The following is a 15,953-nucleotide window of genomic DNA, read 5'->3' on the forward strand; positions in this document are numbered from 1 at the left end:
TCTGTTCCGACGCCGCGAGACTGGCGGTGCTGATCCATGATCACGACCCCTGTGGGTGCTGAGTTCCTTCAACACAGCTTCGATCCGGACATCGCAGGCTGATGCCTTCTCGCGATAGGCGTCGTAAAGGGCGAGTGCCTGATCGAGCGCATAACAGATGCTCGGCACGGTAGCTACCGGTGAGCGCCTTCGCGATCGCCTCGGCGCTGGAGTGGCAGCTGTAATGGCGTAAGCACGCCAGCGCCTCAGGATCGCGCTCGCCGGCAAGGATCGCGCGAATGATGCCCAGGCCGGTCGCACCGGTGATGTCGGCCACAACGTGGTGGAGTTGAAGATTCATCTCAGTCAATGCTTTCTGCATATGCTGGATGTGTGAAGCCGCGTACTCCAGCAGAAGCTCCCGCTGACGCACGTAGGCTCGCAGTTCGGCAATCTGCCCTTTGGGTCGAAAGCTGGCTCGCAGCAACCCGAACGAATGGAGCCGCTGCAGCCACTGCGCGTCGCTGACATCGGTCTTGCGCCCCGGCACGTGCTTGGCATCGCGCGCGTTGACAAGAAACACAGTGAACCCCCGTGCATCGAGAAGCTCGAAGATCGGGATCCAGTAGACACTGGTCGATTCCATGACGGCGGTCTCGACGCCGCATTCTGAAACCAGTCGACCAGCCGATGCAGATCAGCCGTGAAGGTACCAAAGCTGCGTACTGGCTCAGGTGCGCGATCTGCCCTGACGGCAGCCATGTGCATGGTCGCGCCAATGTCGATGGCAGCCGCGTTCGGGTGCACCATGGGCATCGTGCGGTCGGCCCTGGATTTCGATTTGTTGCGGTTCATCTCCAATCCTCCTGCTGACACGGCGGAAGGGCTGGGCTGCGCAATTTATTCATATTCCTAGACGGGATCGCCGGGACGGCGTCACCACTCTCACGTACGCAACAGCCCATGGACCAGGTTTTCTAGCGGGGTCACATGCCACCAAAATCATATCGGCCGCTCCCTTCCGGCCGCAGTCTAGCGGCAATGCGTTTCTATCCCACAGGGAGCGAGCAGCGCTGAGACCAGTTTTTTAGAAGGCGCGCTCACCAAGGCGGGATTGCTGAGCGCAAAGCGATGATCGACCGCGAGCACGATCTGTCGATCACCAGGCAAGCGGAAGTTTTGCAGATCAGCCGCGGCAGCATTTATTACCTGCCGCGTCCCATGAGACTTGGGCGAGCAAAGCATGCCGTCACCGCCGGGGTAGTCAAGAGGCTTTCTACCAAGAGGTGTGAGTTGCTTCACATCGCGCTATGCAATGTTGGGTCGTCACGCTAGAATGCGCTCCTTGGACACATTGCGATGTGTGAAGTGGGATCACGCTTTTCACTTGCGGCCCAGCGTTGCTCTAATAGCGGGGCCGTCTTCTTAATTTGTCGCAATGATGCCCGTGCGCCGACCATGGCAGTCTGATTGAGCAGAGGGGGTAACATGCAGAGGATGGCCGTAGTACGCCTGTCACTGCCGAGCACATCTCCCAGTGCAACAAAGAAAGATTTTTGGACCAACTATTGGCAGAGCAGCAGCCCGACTCGATCTCCCGCACCCGATGACAATGAACGGGCGCTCATTCAAGAGTTCGGGACAAAGCTCGCGCAGAAGATTTCTCGTGTGGATCGGAGTTGGAGGGACGTCCGCATCGAAGTACGCGGCGTGCGGTATGGCTCCATCGAACTGTTACTACTCGTCATCGGCGGGGAAGAGCTATTAAGCGAGATGTTCTGGACGGTGCTCGAATTCAGTGCGCCGGAGGCGTTCAACGACACCGTGAATGGCAACGTAGCCTTGCAAGCGCACGTCTCGCCAGGGCAAGGGGGACTTGCCGGCGGCGCAGGTGGGCATGGTGGGGGCGCAGGTGGGCATGGATTTAATCGGGCTCTTGCGGCCGCGAGGACGCCACTGACCGCGCTCATACTCGGCGCAGTGATCATCATCTACCTTTTGATGTGGAGGGTGGAATCGCTCGAAAAAGAGTACACCGCGTTGCACCACGACCACACGTCGGTGGTGAACAAACTGACCGAGCAGAACACCGTGCTGACCACAGGACTAATGCTAAGGCTTGGTATTCCCGTGCCGCCCGGGAAAGACGAGCACAAGCAGGAAGGCAAAGCTGAAACTTCGACGCCGTCGCACAGTTCGCAGACGCAGGCTCCTCCCGCCTCTTCCCCGCTGCTTCCTCCTCCGGCTGGATCGCCACACACGAAAGCGGAGCCAGCGCCGCCGACACAGATATCACCATCTCCTACCTCTGAGCCACAGACGGGAACATCATCGTCCCCACAGCCAAACGTGCAGTCATCTCCACAAGGCGAGAAGCGCGGAGAGTCCCACTAATCTCTAAGATGTTCGTTGCCGTAGAAACTCGGTGGGCTGCTTGCAGTCCTGGCGTTGCCTAAGGTGCGGAATTCCTCGCATCTGAACCAAAAAGGAGGCTCAAGGTCCCATCTTCCCATTGTGAGTGAATCAGGAGGTCAACCATGTCCTACCCGATCTACCGCAGACCGCAAAGAGAGGAACTTCTCAGCCAAGGTGACATTCTGGATCCCGAGCCCTTGCGGACAACCTTGAAGAGGCATCAGCGCCGATCATTTACCCTATCGATCTCCATCGCGACGGTGGCATCAATCTCCGCGGGTTCGTGCGTGGTTGCCGGAGGACCGTGAAATTCGAAATGACTAGGCTTCCCAAGCTTGGGCGGAGGAATGGGGGACTTGCGCTGGGCGCGGATTGCGCCATCGTCGCCGGCGCGACAGACAGAAAGGCGACGGCATGAACGGCCTCGGTCTCTCAGGACGCATCACCGTGATTTCCGGCGGTTGCGGCGACATCAGCCGAGCCGTGCGCGAGCCGCAAGTCTCCTCGTGCGCGAACTAAGGTTGAATCTGATGCTTCGCCTCGCTGGTCAATTTGAAGGCACAAGCGACGCTTTCGCGGACAACGAAAGAATTGGGTTGGAGGCGTCGCGTGCAAGAGGTCGTGATGCACGCCAATCTCCGCCTCGCCCGGATCGGCTATTCAGCCCACCCAGTCAATGGCCGTGCACTCGACGAAGTTCTAGTGATGAACGCGAACTATAGACTATCTCAACGAACTTCCACGCTGAAGGCAGGACCGTCTCATCCCATGTGTTACCGAGTGGGTCCGGGTCCACATCGATGCGGGTTGCCACAATCATAAGGTAGTGTCTTACATATGCCGAGCGAAGCTCGGCAGCTTGCACACGTAGTCAACTTCCATTTTGGAACCCTGAACCCATGCTCCCTTGCAGAGTCGGTAAACCGGGCGTACCGCTGAGGTTGATGTGAAGATCAAAAAGAACTGGTTGAGTGTCGGCGGGACGTGCTCGAGTAAGGCGCCACTTTCGCCCGTGTTCAGCACGAGACAGCTTGCCGCCGAGGCTGCCGTCAACGGACATGTATTTTGCTTCAAGCGGAGGATTGAATGGGACACGACGGGCCCCGTCTTTTGCAGTGTCTGTGACCACGATCGAGCCTCGCCGGACTTAATCTCTTGGAGAGCGACAATTTTGGTCGCCCTTGCCCGATGAACTCAGCACGCAATGGAACGAACAATCTCGCTTCTCACCTGAGTGTGTCGTCTCGGCTTCCGATCGGAGCATTTCGTACCCAACACTTGACCATGCGCCTTTCGGACGTCTAGCTCTATTGTAGTATTATACCGATGTCGATTGATGCAACTCTCAGCGCATTCACGCTGAAATCTCGCGTTTGGCCCCCTTTCTTCGGCTGATTCCAGCGCATGCGCCCGACTGCTAACGCAGCGGAATGCCGTTTTGGTGGGCGGCACCGAGCCCGCTTCATAATGCTCACCTGTCCATGTCGTTAGAGTTCCAGCACTTTTTGCAGCGGATCGCCGGACGGCGGACGCCGCAGACGCCGGGCGGTCGCAGCGCTCTTCACATCGGCACGTTCCAGATCGGCCGCCTTGATGATCCACGGCGCGCCCTTACAGAGCTGACTCGCCGCGAGTTGGCCATCCTTGATCAGACGGCGCACCGTCGACGGGCTGACGGACAGGACTGCAGCGGCCTCGTCGAGCGTGACCTCGCCGCGCTCCCGTCGCTCGCCCTCCCGATAGGTCGCAATCGCATTGTGACTTCGCAGGCTGCACACGCGTGACTGTGTCCAGCCGTTGCCGCGCCCTGTCGTCTTGCCGGCGCGATTGAGCACCGAAGCGATCGCCTTGTCCGGCATCTGCCGCGCCAGTACACGGACCAAATCGATAGTCTCGCCCGCCGCACTCCAGCGATGTTGCCCCGAGCGGTTCTTCCTGACCTTGAGCGCGGAGTGGTCGCCGCCGTGCCAACGTATCACGAGATTGAGCGCGTTGTCCTCGACGTGGACGATGATCTCATCAATCAGTGTTCGCACGATCCGCTTCCTGGCCTCCGGCGTCACACCCGGCCTGGTCCAGGCCAGCTGTAGATCGGCGCCGAGCGTCATCAGCCGCTCGCGATAGGCCGGCGTCAGTTCTGTCGCGGGTGAGGCTGTCAGCCCTTCCAGCTCGGTCTCCAGATCGCGGACGATGGCCAGCCGCTCGTTCCATCGCTTCTCCAACTCGGCGGCAACGAGGCGGTTGTCGGGATCGACGGCATCATATTGACGCCGCGCATGGCCGACCTCGTAGCGGGCCTGCTCGAGCGCCAGTTCCAAGTGCCGCCGCTTGTCCTCGCTGGCACGGCTGCGCACCGCTTGCGCCGCGAGTGCGGCTTCGATTCCGAGCGGTTGCAGGCGCTCGATCACCTCGATGCCGACCTCGCGATCGATCCGCATGCCGCCGAATGAGATGCAGCGATCGCCACCGTGATTGATGAAGCCACCCTGGCAGTGATAACGGCCGGTGTTGCCGTCCTTGCCGGAGTAGGCGACATGCAGCTTGCGCCCGCAATGGCCGCAGCGCAGAAGGCCGGCCAGCAGCGCCTCGCCACGGCGCAATGCGCCGCGGCTCATTGGGTTCTTGCCATTGGCGTTGTCCGCGATCAGGCTGAGGTTCCTTTCGTAATCCGCCCAGCTCAGATAACCCTCGTGGTGACTCGGGATCAATACCTCCCAGTCGTCGCGCTCCTTCTTGAAGCCGCGAACGACCTTCTTGCGGCCGGCCTCGATGCTGACGCGGCTGCCCGTACGTCCGAATGCATAGGCACCGGCGTAGATCGGGTTGGTCAGGATGTGCAAGAGCGTGTTGTAGACTGGCAGCTTCCACTCAATCCGTCGGCCTTCCGTGCCGTAGGCGACGGCCGGCAACGGGATGCGCTCGTGCCTGAGCCACAGGTGCACCTGACGCACTGACTGCATCTCGGTAAACTTCGCGAAGACAAGTGTGATGGCTTCCGCAATGCGCCGATCCGGATCCTTCGCGATGCTGTTGTTGCCGATCCGCACGTACCCGATGGCAACCGTCATGAACAGTTCGCCGCGGCGCGCCTTCTGCTTCAAGGCTTCCAGCGAGCGCTGTCGTAGGACTGATAGCTCCATCTCGCTCATAGTACCCTTCATGCCGAGCAGCAGGCGGTCGTTGGGATGACGCGGATCGTAGACTCCGTCCTCGTCGGCAATCAGCGTACCCACGAGACCGCAGAACTCCAGCAATGTGTGCCAGTCACGGCCGTTACGAGCCAGGCGCGACGCCTCGATCGAGACAACGGCGCCGACACGCCCGTCGCAGATGGCAGCCAGCAGCTTCTCGAAGCCGGGCCGCGCAACGCCACCGCCAGAGCGGCCAAGATCGTCATCGATGATGGCGACATCGCTCCAGCCGAGCTGCCGCGCCCGATCGGCAAGTCCATATTGACGGCGCTTGCTTTCCAGATTGCTGGCGACCTGATCAGCCGTCGACTGACGGATGTAGACGACGGCCTGACGGGCGAGGTGCTCAGGCGCGATCTTGCTCATCAGCGACCTCCCTTGCCTTGTCGCTGGCCGCGTCTGTCGCGATGTCGTCGTCGGCTAGGGCCTCGACCAGCATGCGCTCGATCAGGCTGACAAGCAGAGGCTTCTGCGTGGTCGGAATGTCCAACATCTTTTGATCGACTTCGAACAGGTCTCGCTGCCGGCTCGGTCGTGGTCGCATGATCGCCTCCTTGGTGCGGGGCTGATTCCCCGTCAGGCGAGGCTAGAAGCGCATCGAGCCGGACGCGCAGCTCGACGAGCCTATCGACAGATAAACAAGGAGAGCCGGTGATTGCCGTGGAGCGAGCCGTCTCCTCACTCATCCATGCCGGAATCAGGGCGAGCGTGCCGTCGGGCTGAACCACGACCAGATGATCCTCGCCGGCGAACCGCTTGCGGTGCTCGACCTGCACCATCTGCCCGGCCCGTGGATGGAACGGATAGAAGATCCGCACCTCGAACGCCGGACACCCGGCATTGTGACGCTGGTTCGGCCGGTACCGGCAAGACCCATCTGGCTATCGCTATCGCCACAAGCTGTATCCGCGATGGTGCCCGTTGTTGGCGAGCGGAAGCTTAGCGATGCTGAGCTGGTACTTGATCGATCTTGCCTGCTTCTCGCTGATGTCGGTGGTGAGCAGATCGCCGACAACGCGCTGCGACGCGGCTATCAGGCCTCTGTCGAAGAACGGCATACCTCTCTGGCGCCCGCACGCATAGGACGGCATCGCAGCGGAAGCGGCGGGCGATTACCTGAAGCTGGACGACCGCACCGAGAGCGGCAGATGGGTCAGCCTCGCGACTACCGGCTATGGACACGTCGGGACACCGTTCCGGACGATGGACACAGGACCGACGCTTCACGCGTCAAAATCGAGGTCCAGCGCACCTCGCATCCGGGATCTTGGAGCTGATCGAAGCAACAGCCACCTCTCCCCGATATGTGCTCCGATATGTGCTGAGATGTCAGCACACTTCTCGTTCCAGCTCTCCAATAAAAAGAAAGCCACAACCTCGAAAATCCTCCTTCGGCAACCTGATTGTGGGGCGCGGCCATGATCACCTACATAGTCGGAGAGTGCGGTGCGCACGATCGGCTCTTAGAGGACCGGCGCCGCCCCAGTCGTTCGGGCTCGCGCCGGCGTAGTTCGACAGAAAGGGATCGTGCCGGCACTGGCGATGGCAGCTCAGGAGCTCTCGGGTCCTCTCGCTGGACTTGGCCCGTGCTCGGCCGCGGCTCCATCAGCTCGAGCACCGCTCGTCCCTTGTCCGTGATGCGCCACCCTCGATTCACTCGCTCGACGAGTCGCTGCGAAAAAAGATCGAGCTCGGGCACGCGGGCGCCCATTCTCTTGGTGCGCGCCGCCCAATCCGGACCGCTCGTGGCCAAAATGGCCATGTCTCGCTTGAGATCCGGCATGGATGCGAACCCGTCCGGGTAGCCGACAAGGATCGTCAACACCGTGACCTGGAAATTCACATGAGCGCTATCAGAGTTGTCTGCATCTACCGCCACATCGTTGGCGCGGAGCGAAGAGCTTCCATGCCGACCTGCCGAAGGCGGTTCACCGTGATCTCACCTCTGTTGGCGGCCTCCAAGATCTTGGAAGCGACATGGGCCCGAGTGCCGGTTTCGCTGCGAGGCAGACTGTCGCAAACCTCCTCAAGAACAGCACGCAAAAGCGCAGTGGTCGTTGCGTCCAACACTTGGCGACTCCGGAAGGCGCAAAGAATGGTAGCAGAGAAAGCACGGTGAACCCCTCAAAGAGACTACTAGCTGATTCCAAAGTCGAGTATGAACTTCACCACAGTCGTCGTTGCTTGTTGATTGTCCAAGACGTTGCCGCCATGCCGTCGAAGCAGGACAGTTGTGCTGGTCTGGCTCCGCCACGCCAGCGCTGGAGGAACCGCCTCCGTGATGGTATTCAGCGCTGGAGCGGCTCTTTTTGACGATTTTCGCCGCGATGTCCGTGCGATGTCTCGCCACTTGCCAGAGTGTCTATTTTCCCGCGGCGAATCCATCTCCGGGGCAGCCGCAGCGGGCGTTCCGGTCCAGACAGACCGCCGGTGTTTATGTCCGATCGTTTTTCTTTCTTTGAGATTTCCTTTAAGCGCCGTGGGCGAAGCTGGTCATGGTCCGTCAGCACGAGCGAGGGCACGCCGGTTATAGCAGGCTCACGAAGCAGTCGAGCCGCCGCCGGATAGGAAGCGAACAGGGCGATATTTCTGCTGCTAAGCACGCCAATGGGCCCGCCTGTGTCAGTTTCGTCACGCCGAGCTGGCGAGCGGTGTCGGTCACGGCGTTGGCTCCCGCGCCATTAGGCCCTGGTCTGTGAGTGGCCATGTCATGACCATGTCCCAGTCCTCGTATTTTGCTGAATGCATCTAGGGAATGTCGCTGGCCGCCGTAACGGTGAGGTGATAGCGCGCATGCAGGGCCACTGTCTCGGCAACGATCGCGACCTCGCGCTCGAGCCTTGCCATCTGACCACTGAACCGGTCCGGAGTTTCACGAATGAGCCCTTCGGCCGCTGGCGCAGGAGCCAGAAAACGCTGAAGCGCCGTGTCGACGACCATGCTCTTGCCGGCTCCCGCGCGTTCGGTCGCGGCTTCAAGCCGCTCGAAGATGCTTTCGGAGAGCTGAACGATGATCTTCTTGGTTCGCAGACCTTCGTTCGAGCTCGGCTCCACCTGCCATCGGAACTTTTTCCAATCGAGCTGGCCTGACCTTCAGCCTCACCATCGATCTGCATTGTTTCTTCAGCTCCTCAATTGCGACCGCACGAAACGGCACACGCTATCCGTGCGGCGTGGCTTTCCGGTCGAAACAGATGAATCGGCCCAGCGATGATGCGTCGACAGAAGGGTCAATCCGACCACGACATCAATCGCGCCGACATCGGCGTCGTAGTCTGGCGTAGCCAAAGAAAGACGAGGCGGGCTCAAGATGAGCCGGATCTTTCAGCCTCCTGCGCGGCAGCTAGGGGCGACTCGCGATGGCCTTCTGGGACGTCAAGAAAGCTCCCCGCGCTTCACGACTCTGTGTCGGTCTGCCTTCGCGCGCGCCCGCTCGGCTCACCTAGGCCCGGCGCTCGATCGCCAAGGAGCCGTCACAGGCACTCTGCGCGGAGAAGTTTCTATTCGGGCTTCTTGGAGGCTTGCACGTCGATGCTTACCTCCTTCAGGACGCTGGATCCGCTCGCAAGTCGTCGTCCCAGCGCTTCGACAAAGCGGTCGTACCGCTCACCGCCCTTGGCGCGGGCGGCAGGGCTCGAATGCTCCGGCAATGCCGGAGTTGAGGTCAGCCAGAACCGGATGAAGAGCGCGACGGTCTCAAGCGTGATGCCATCATTGCGTTCAAGACGCTCGAGCACCCGCACAATCCGATCCAGCCGTTTTGCTATCACAGCCTCGCGCCGATCGGAATCGTCCGGAGAAAGGAAGGAACCTATTGCGGCCTCGACCACCAGCGACTTGGACCGGCCACCGCGGCTTGCGAAGGCCTCAAGCGTTTTGAACGTTCCGGGATCGAGATAGATGCTGAGCTGGACCTTTTTCACGCTGCCTCGCTCACAGGTCCATTCCATCGTCGGGATCGAGGGTGACGGTTCGCGCAACTCCCTGCATCGACCGGCTCATCAGTTGCGCCTGGACGGCATCCTCGTCACCCTCGTCGAGCTCGGGGTCGAACTCGTGCTCGCCGGCCGGCGTCTTGATCTCGATTTCCTCATGCAATTCCGGCTCGCGGCGTAAGCCGCCGTTCGCCTCGTCGCTCCTGCCCGTGCGCCTGGTCAGCAGCTGGCCCGACGGCGATATTTGGGCGCGGGCTGACCAGTCATCTGGGCGGGTGGGCTGCTTGTTCGGCTCCAAGCGGGGCGGCTTCAAGACACGTCGCTGGAATTGCGGATCCTCATAGTAGCGGACCTTGTTAGCACGGACCGGGTGCACACCGGAAATCATCACGACCGCGTCTTGCGGAGACAGTTGCATGATTTCGCCGGGAGTCAGCAGCGGACGAGAGGTCTCCTGGCGGCTGACCATCAAGTGCCCAAGCCACGGGCTCAGGCGGTGGCCCGCATAGTTCTTCATGGCTCGCAATTCGGTCGCAGTTCCGAGCGCGTCGGAGACGCGCTTGGCGGTGCGCTCGTCATTGGTCGAAAAGGCGATCCGGACGTGGCAATTGTCAAGGATCGCATGGTTCGGACCGTAGGCGCGTTCGAGCTGGTTAAGGCTCTGCGTGATGAGAAAGCTGCGGATGCCGTAACCTGCCATAAAGGCGAGTTGGCTCTCGAAAAAGTCGAGCCGGCCGAGGGCTGCAAACTCGTCAAGCATCAGAAGCAGCTTCTGCCGGCGCCGGTCGGGATCAAGGCTCTCGGTCAAACGCCGTCCGATCTGGTTCAGGATGAGCCGCATCAAGGGTTTGGTGCGGACGATGTCCGATGGCGGCACCACAAGGTACAGTGAGACGGATTCAGGACGGTCGACGAGATCACGGATGCGCCAATCGCTTCGCGCGGTGATCTTGGCAACTACCGGATCACGATAGAGCCCGAGGAAGCTCATCGCCGTCGAGAGCACACCCGAGCGCTCGTTCTCGCTTTTGTTCAAAAGTTCGCGTGCCGCTGATGCGACGACTGGATGGATGCCTGTCCCAAGATGCGGAGTCGCCAGCATTGCGTTGAGCGTAGCCTCGATCGGGCGAGATGGATCCGAAAGGAAATTTGCAACCCCAGCGAGAGTCTTATCGGCTTCGGCGTAGAGGACATGCAGAATTGCCCCCACCAAGAGTGAGTGGCTGGTCTTTTCCCAATGATTGCGGCGCTCGAGTGCACCCTCAGGATCGACGAGAATATCGGCGATATTTTGAGCATCTCGCACCTCGCAGTCGCCACGGCGGATCTCGAGGAGTGGATTGTAGGCGGCGCTGGCCGGATTGGTCGGATCGAACAACAGCACGGGCCCAAATTGCGCGCGCCATCCGGAGGTCAACTGGAAGTTCTCACCCTTGATGTCATGGACGATGGTGGAGGCCGGCCAGGTCAGAAGAGTCGGAATGACGAGGCCAACACCCTTGCCGGAGCGCGTTGGCGCAAAGCATAGCACATGCTCGGGCCCGTCGTGGCGCAGATAGTGACGTCCGAACCGGCCGAGCACGACGCCGTCAGGGCCTAACAGTCCCGCCCGTTTGACTTCGCGTAGATCGGCCCAGCGCGCCGAGCCGTAGGTGGTGACGTCCCGCCCTTCATGGGCCCGCAGGACCGAGAGCAACATGGCCATCGCTATGGCCGCGATGCCGCCGCTTGCAGCAATCGCGCCACCCTCCAGAAAAACGACGGGCGCGTAAGCATCGAACTTGAACCACCAGCCAAAGAAAGCTGCCGGCTGATAAATTGGCCAATGTCCGAGCTTGAACCAGGGAGCCCCAAGCTGCTGCTGGAAGGCAAGCCGCCAAGCTGTCCATTCGGTCGCCGCCCACAGGAACGCGAGCACGATGAGGCAGACCAGGATGACCTGGTGCCAAATGATTTTTGTCGCCGACATGATCGGGTTATCTCGGCATATCGACGTGCGCACACAACTAAAATGGTGCTCGCGTCGCAGTGGCGCGCGTGGCAGCGCAGAGATCGGCGGGGACAAAGCCGAGATACGTAGCCAACCCATTCAAGTTAAGCAGGATTGATCGATCGAGGTTTGCATCACGAGACGGCGCCGAAACGCCGATTATGTGCGTGAGAGCTCATGGATAGGCAGAAAACGCTGACTTTGCTCAAGTAATGTGAAGCGTTCCTGAAGATTGCCCCTCCTGGAGCATTCAAACCCTGGTGTCGCTGAATGCGTCCCGGAGTTCTGACGATCGCGCAATAGATAAGCTCACCCGCGGCCAAGCGACCTTCCCCAAGAGCCACCTGAATCGCATGAGGTTATCGTACTTCGGCAATGCTGGTGGCTCAGGTAAGGTGGAGGTGTGGCGCATTCAAAGATGCGCCTGCTCAGATTGACCACGCCGCTTGCTGGTGCTGTGACCCTGCTACTTGCCGGGGTGGTCGTGACAGACGCGGCCGACTGCCCGCGGCAGGATGTGCTCGGCACCTCCCGCGTCCTCGAGGTCGATGCAAAGGCGTACCCGCGCGTTGGGTTGAACAGCTTTCGGGAAACGCTCCCTTTGGCCGACCATGAGGTCGTCCTCACCTTTGACGACGGGCCGCGGCCGCAATCACGCAAAAGGTACTGGCGGCGCTCGCCGAGGAATGCGTGCGGGCCACGTTCTTTCTGGTCGGCAAGTCCTCCGCAAAGTCTCCAGAGCTTGTTCGCCGAATAGCTGCCGAGGGCCACCATCGCACACCACAGCTGGTCGCATACGATGATGTCGAAGATGACCTTCGAACAGGGCAAGAGGGATATTGATCGCGGAATTGCCGCTGATGAGACGGGCTCAAGGGCGTCTCCGCCCCAAGCCCGCCATCCCGCTTTTTCCGGTTTCCGTATTTCGACTCGAGCCCAGTGACGCTCGAATTGTTGCGTTCGCGCGGGATGGTCGTGTTTGGAGCTGACCTTCCGGCGGGCGACTGGGAGAACCTAACCCCAGAACAAGAACTAAAGACCGTTACCGGGCGATTGGAGGTCGCAAGCAAGGGTATCATTCTCCTGCACGATGCCCAGGCCCAAACGGCCGCAATGATGCCGGCGTTCTTGCGCTATCTGCACGAGAATGGCTATCGCATCGTGCATCTGGTGCCGGCTGGCGCGATCAAGAGCAACGCTGAAGTCATCCCAGCGGCAAGCCGCAGCAGTTCGCGGCAATGACAGCGGGTAGATTGGGTTAATCTAACCAGCTGGTTCTCACGGTGAGCCCGGGTCCACATCGATACCATGGCACGGCCGTATCGCCCACTAGCGAAGCTCTCTTTCTTTGGCGAGATCGGGTCTCATTTCAGGAGGGATCCCGATCCAACCGTTGCCGCCGCGGTCGGTGATGTCGGCCTTATCCAATCCGGAGATTCTCGGCTGATACTTTGCCGGACCGACCAGCCTTGGCCTCGAAGCTGATCCGAGCGCCTTCTGCCAAGCCGGTGTATCCGGCCTTTTCAACGGCGCTGATGTGCACAAAGACGTCGGGGCCGCCGTCATCCGGCTTGATGAAACCGTAGCCCTTGGTCGTGTTAAACCACTTTACAGTACCGATCGTCACCGTCACTTCTCCTAAATGAACACATGCGATCTAGCGAAAACTCGCACCGGCATCAAGATCTCCAGGAGGAGACAGTTGCTCGGAACCGGGCACGCAGAAGGGTCGAACCAGCGAACGTCCCGGCCCCCGAGACCCGCTGGGACATGGTTGCAGTGAGCGCGACTACGGCGAACTTCTTCTAGCGACAAAAGGATAGCGGGCTTCACTTGTACGTGGGTGAGCGCAGCCCAGCTAGGGCGGCAGTCTTGCGTCGTAGCCCAGCAAAGAGACTGCCAGTCAAAGTGACAGGCCCCGTTTGCGGTTCCAGGACCAATCGACATTGCCTGGACCTGCGATCCCGCTCACCTGTTTGCCCAGTTCCCGTTCTAGTGAAGGAGCCCATGGCACGAGCTGAAAGCCGAGTCCATTGTCGATCATGGCAAAGCGCCCCGAGGCGAGGGAAAGCCGCTGACGATATGTCCCCGAAACCTGTTCACCTGATTGAGCAGGTAGATGCGTAAGCCCGGTCTCCTCCGCAAGGCGCCGGCCGGCGCTATCGAGCTCGCGGCTTCGCAAGGTCTCGATCAGATCGCGGCCAAGCCGCACTCTGTCGCCGTGCCGCTGGGCAAGTCCGTACTCTGCCAGCACATCAATTCGCTGTTCCAGGGCTGCCCGGACCTCTGCGCCGAAACCGGCGCGCGAGAACTCAGCAGGTTCGCGCGCCACAAGCTGCCGGTCGAGCCATGTGGCGCCTTCCGCGGTGACCTGCTTGTCGAGGACGAGTTCCGATCTTACCGCGAGTGCGATGCGTGTCCGTCCCTTCGCATCCTCAAAGCGGCGGAGCTCCACGACGCCTCCAATCGGTCCGTCGCCAGCCGCCTCGATATCGGGGAGTTTGAGGTGATGGACGCGCCCGTCTATGCCGTCGACAATGGCAAAGGCATTGCCCCTCAGCTCGTCGTCGTGTCCGCGGGCGACGAGACGGCCAATGATCGGTTCACCGTGATGCTCGCCTTCGAGCGCAAAGGAGGACGGTGAGCGTGCGATACCATCCTTGGCAATCGCCTTGTGCAGCCGCTTGATGATGTCGCCGCGCTCGCCAAGCGCCCTCAGGCGTGGCTCGGCGTCTTCGGCCAAGACCCAGCGAGCGGGCCCCGCCGGCTCTGCCACACCCAGGCGCTCCAGCATCCGCATCCGCCCGATCCGAATGTCTCGTAACGGGTCCCGGGCACCATCCCGTTCCGGCCTTAAATCGATGACCCCATCGGCCGATCCCGCTTGCCGCGCGAGCACCCGGTCGAGCCTGGTCCAGCGTTCGGCGGTCACCTCGGCTTCCAGCCCTTCCCGGATCTGGAGCTCGGATCGGGGACCCAGTTCGCGGGTGACGAGATCGCCGGCCCGGGCGCGCAAGCCAGTTGCGATGTAATCGCGGCTGATGACGAGATCTTTTCCATCATCGGCGCGTCCGCGCACGAGAATATGAATGTGCGGGTGCTCCGTATTCCAGTGATCGACCGCGACCCATTCGAGGCGCGTTCCAAGGTCGCGCGAGGCCTGATCCATGAGCTCACGGGTGAAGCTGCGCAGGCTGGTGAGCTCGCCTGCATCATCGGGCGAAACGATGAAGCGGAAATGGTGTCGGTCACCCTCGCAGCGTTCGGCGAAGGCGCGGCCGTCTGCTTCATCTCCGAGAGCGTCAAAGAGCTTGCCTGGCGCTCCGTCCTGGGTGACCCCGTCACGCTGCAGATAACCAAGATGGGCCCGCAGCGCCCCGGGCGTGCGCATTCGGCGAACCACCCGCGCCTTGACCATGGCGCCGCGAGCGCGGTTGTTGAGCAGTCTGGACGCTGCAAGGCTCGCGGCGCGCCCACGCCCGAAGTTTGTTCCACGACGATAGCCGCGTGACAGGCCGCCGGCCTTCTGCGCGGCTCTGAGGGCCTGCGCCAGAAACGGCTTTGCCCGCGGCGCTCGCGTAGAGCGAATGCGGCCAGGGCGGATTCGGAAGTCGTCCTTACCGGCCATCGTTTGCCGGCAGAGTGCAAAAAGCTGAGCCGCGGCTGCAATTTGGCAAAACTGAAAATGTGCGCTCAAGATTCGCAAGTTGCACCGGATGATTGAAACTAAGGCAAGATTTCTCGCAACCGACCGGCCGCACCTTGCGGCTTTTATCCTGCCGTCTTAATCGGTCGTGTCGTCTGTCTGACCTCAGCCATTCTCGCTTCCTTTCTCGCTTGCGACAAGCCTCTCTGATCCACGCCATGACACGATGCGCCGCGAGGCTTGCGAGTCCTGATGCGCCGTGCAGTCTTCCGCGCTCAGCGACGGCACAGTTTCGCTGCAGCAAGGCAGCGCGGACGCCGTCGCGGCGCATCTTTCCATCGGTGTGACGGAGCCACATCACAGGCAATCCGGCGCGATCGGTCGGCATCCGAAGATGCATCGTCGCAGGCAAGATAACGTGCGTTCCGTCTTGTTGGTGCTGCACCAGTCCTCATCCGCCGGCGGCGGAGCTCCGTGTTCAGGTCGCGGCCATCACCGCGTCGTTGCCAGGTTGCAGGATCACGCGCCTCATGCGTAGGGCCCGAGCAATTTGCGCTGCTTAGCTGTTGTTTCGGCATGCATCTCCGCCGCCGAGGCGTCCGGATCGCCGCAGTAGAACGTGCCGCTGGTCCACATCGCATGCATGATCACGGCGAGCTTGCGCGCCACCGCCACCGTCGCCTTGCGGTGCGAGGAAGGCTTCGCCAGCGCCAGCCCCCAGGCCTTGACCCTGTCCTTTTTCTTGTAGCGCGTCAGCAGCGCGCTCGCCGCCTCGTACAGCGCCCGCCGCACGTCGC

11 protein-coding genes and 4 pseudogenes are annotated in these 15,953 nt (G+C 61.1%); 3 read left to right on the forward strand and 12 right to left on the reverse strand.

Going from position 1 to position 15,953, the window contains the following annotated elements:
- Positions 1 to 40 precede the first annotated feature (40 nt).
- Complete coding sequence (locus IVB48_RS40645; protein WP_247408860.1) at positions 41 to 625, reverse strand: transposase; 585 nt, start codon at positions 623 to 625, stop codon at positions 41 to 43.
- Between the two features lie 431 nt (positions 626 to 1,056).
- Here IVB48_RS40645 and IVB48_RS40650 point away from each other — a divergent pair.
- Positions 1,057 to 1,203: pseudogene (locus IVB48_RS40650) on the forward strand (IS3 family transposase); the annotation flags it as partial.
- A 264-nt stretch (positions 1,204 to 1,467) separates the two neighbouring features.
- On the forward strand, positions 1,468 to 2,373 hold the full coding sequence (locus tag IVB48_RS40655; protein ID WP_247285500.1) for a hypothetical protein: 906 nt from the start codon (positions 1,468 to 1,470) through the stop codon (positions 2,371 to 2,373).
- A gap of 1,508 nt (positions 2,374 to 3,881) precedes the next feature.
- Here the strand turns inward: IVB48_RS40655 and IVB48_RS40660 are convergent.
- The 8 genes and pseudogenes from IVB48_RS40660 to IVB48_RS40695 all read right to left on the reverse strand — a co-directional run bounded on the left by IVB48_RS40660 (position 3,882) and on the right by IVB48_RS40695 (position 11,489).
- On the reverse strand, positions 3,882 to 5,951 hold the full coding sequence (locus IVB48_RS40660) for a recombinase family protein (protein ID WP_247338780.1): 2,070 nt from the start codon (positions 5,949 to 5,951) through the stop codon (positions 3,882 to 3,884).
- Positions 5,932 to 6,129, reverse strand: a complete 198-nt coding sequence (locus tag IVB48_RS40665; RefSeq protein ID WP_148756753.1) for a hypothetical protein — start codon at positions 6,127 to 6,129, stop codon at positions 5,932 to 5,934. Before IVB48_RS40665 ends, IVB48_RS40660 begins: the two co-directional genes overlap by 20 nt.
- 376 nt (positions 6,130 to 6,505) lie before the next feature.
- Positions 6,506 to 6,607, reverse strand: a pseudogene (locus IVB48_RS40670) (IS21-like element helper ATPase IstB); the annotation flags it as partial.
- Between the two features lie 404 nt (positions 6,608 to 7,011).
- Entirely contained in the window at positions 7,012 to 7,428 is a 417-nt protein-coding gene (locus IVB48_RS40675) for a hypothetical protein (RefSeq protein WP_247408861.1), read from the reverse strand.
- Between the two features lie 26 nt (positions 7,429 to 7,454).
- Entirely contained in the window at positions 7,455 to 7,655 is a 201-nt protein-coding gene (locus IVB48_RS40680; RefSeq protein WP_247285497.1) for a hypothetical protein, read from the reverse strand.
- A 678-nt stretch (positions 7,656 to 8,333) separates the two neighbouring features.
- Positions 8,334 to 8,639 (reverse strand): hypothetical protein, encoded by a 306-nt coding sequence (locus tag IVB48_RS40685; protein WP_247285496.1) that lies wholly within the window; start codon positions 8,637 to 8,639, stop codon positions 8,334 to 8,336.
- Between the two features lie 446 nt (positions 8,640 to 9,085).
- Complete coding sequence (locus IVB48_RS40690) at positions 9,086 to 9,535, reverse strand: CopG family transcriptional regulator (RefSeq protein ID WP_247408862.1); 450 nt, start codon at positions 9,533 to 9,535, stop codon at positions 9,086 to 9,088.
- Entirely contained in the window at positions 9,519 to 11,489 is a 1,971-nt protein-coding gene (locus IVB48_RS40695; RefSeq protein ID WP_247408863.1) for a conjugal transfer protein TraG, read from the reverse strand. The genes IVB48_RS40690 and IVB48_RS40695 overlap by 17 nt, the downstream gene beginning before the upstream one ends.
- Positions 11,490 to 11,928: 439 nt before the next feature.
- On the opposite strand from IVB48_RS40695, the pseudogene IVB48_RS40700 reads away from it, so the two are divergent.
- A pseudogene (locus tag IVB48_RS40700) lies at positions 11,929 to 12,752 on the forward strand (polysaccharide deacetylase family protein).
- A gap of 178 nt (positions 12,753 to 12,930) precedes the next feature.
- Here IVB48_RS40700 and IVB48_RS40705 read toward each other — a convergent pair.
- The 3 genes and pseudogenes from IVB48_RS40705 to IVB48_RS40715 form a co-directional block, all read right to left on the reverse strand.
- Complete coding sequence (locus IVB48_RS40705) at positions 12,931 to 13,137, reverse strand: cold-shock protein (protein ID WP_247408864.1); 207 nt, start codon at positions 13,135 to 13,137, stop codon at positions 12,931 to 12,933.
- Positions 13,138 to 13,413: 276 nt separating this feature from the next.
- On the reverse strand, positions 13,414 to 15,138 hold the full coding sequence (locus IVB48_RS40710; RefSeq protein ID WP_247408865.1) for a DUF3363 domain-containing protein: 1,725 nt from the start codon (positions 15,136 to 15,138) through the stop codon (positions 13,414 to 13,416).
- Between the two features lie 546 nt (positions 15,139 to 15,684).
- A pseudogene (locus tag IVB48_RS40715) lies at positions 15,685 to 15,953 on the reverse strand (IS110 family transposase); the annotation flags it as partial.

The sequence above is a fragment of the Bradyrhizobium sp. 76 genome (assembly GCF_023073025.1).
GTDB lineage: Bacteria > Pseudomonadota > Alphaproteobacteria > Rhizobiales > Xanthobacteraceae > Bradyrhizobium.

Bases quoted from the DNA above. Each gene is read 5' to 3' on its own strand.
- IVB48_RS40660 (WP_247338780.1), bottom strand. From the start codon at position 5,951: ATGAGCAAGATCGCGCCTGAGCACCTCGCCCGTCAGGCCGTCGTCTAC.
- IVB48_RS40645 (WP_247408860.1), bottom strand. From the start codon at position 625: ATGGAATCGACCAGTGTCTACTGGATCCCGATCTTCGAGCTTCTCGAT.
- IVB48_RS40690 (WP_247408862.1), bottom strand. From the start codon at position 9,535: ATGGAATGGACCTGTGAGCGAGGCAGCGTGAAAAAGGTCCAGCTCAGC.
- IVB48_RS40695 (WP_247408863.1), bottom strand. From the start codon at position 11,489: ATGTCGGCGACAAAAATCATTTGGCACCAGGTCATCCTGGTCTGCCTC.
- IVB48_RS40710 (WP_247408865.1), bottom strand. From the start codon at position 15,138: ATGGCCGGTAAGGACGACTTCCGAATCCGCCCTGGCCGCATTCGCTCT.
- IVB48_RS40655 (WP_247285500.1), top strand. From the start codon at position 1,468: ATGCAGAGGATGGCCGTAGTACGCCTGTCACTGCCGAGCACATCTCCC.
- IVB48_RS40665 (WP_148756753.1), bottom strand. From the start codon at position 6,129: ATGCGACCACGACCGAGCCGGCAGCGAGACCTGTTCGAAGTCGATCAA.